This is a genomic window from Actinomadura sp. BRA 177 (assembly GCF_013372625.1).
Classification (GTDB): Bacteria; Actinomycetota; Actinomycetes; order Streptosporangiales; family Streptosporangiaceae; genus Spirillospora.
Genome location: NZ_JABXFD010000708.1, coordinates 1 through 710, shown reverse-complemented (window position 1 = coordinate 710; position 710 = coordinate 1). Strand labels below are relative to the sequence as shown.

Annotated in this window: 1 protein-coding gene; it reads left to right on the top strand. The window is 70.4% G+C overall.

What is annotated here, in order from left to right; translation table 11 throughout:
• Nucleotides 1-420: 420 nt before the first annotated feature.
• The coding region (locus HUX53_RS38675) for a helix-turn-helix transcriptional regulator (RefSeq protein WP_176408231.1) at nucleotides 421-710 on the top strand (290 nt) is incomplete at its 3' end.

Sequence of the window (710 nt, the reverse complement as noted above, 5' to 3'; positions counted from 1 at the left end):
TGTTGAGGGGAGAGGAGGGGCGCCGTCGCCCGCTCCGCCGGGGGGCGCCGGCGCCGGGCGAGCCCCGCCGGGCCGCCGCGCCCTGTGCCGTCATCGAACGCGCCGTCGTCGAACGCGTCGGGATCGAATGCGCCGTCTCTCGTCATGGCCGGGTGCCGCCTTCACCACTGTCATGATCGGGGTCCTTCTCAGCAGACCTCCCGGGCCGGGCGCGCACAACGTCCCGTCCAATGCCCGTACAAGGCCGTACGCGTCCCCCGGTTCCGCTGCGGCACGGCACGGCGACGGACGGTGCGGACTCCGGGAAAACACGGGAATCGGGCGGAATGTCTGCGTTTATGTCATCTGACCTTTTCGGTGCGGCCAGTACGTGCCTGACTCGAAGTGTCAGACGACCTGGGGCTCGCCGTGGGGGTTCAGATGGCACTCACCGAACCGTCCGCCAGCGACGCGGAGACGCCGGATCCGCGCCGGATCGTCACGCGGCAGGACTTCGCGCGGGAGCTGACCCGGCTCCGCGACGGCGCGGGCCTGACCGTCCGGCAGGTCGCGCGGCGGGCCGGGATGCCGAACGCGAGCGCCGGCGGCTACTTCTCCGGCCGGCACCTGCCGCCGCCTGTCCCTTCTTCCCATCCGACGCTGCCGACCAAGAGGCGAGGGGTGAACTCGGCAGCGACCGTATCATCACAACAAAACACACAGCAGACAAT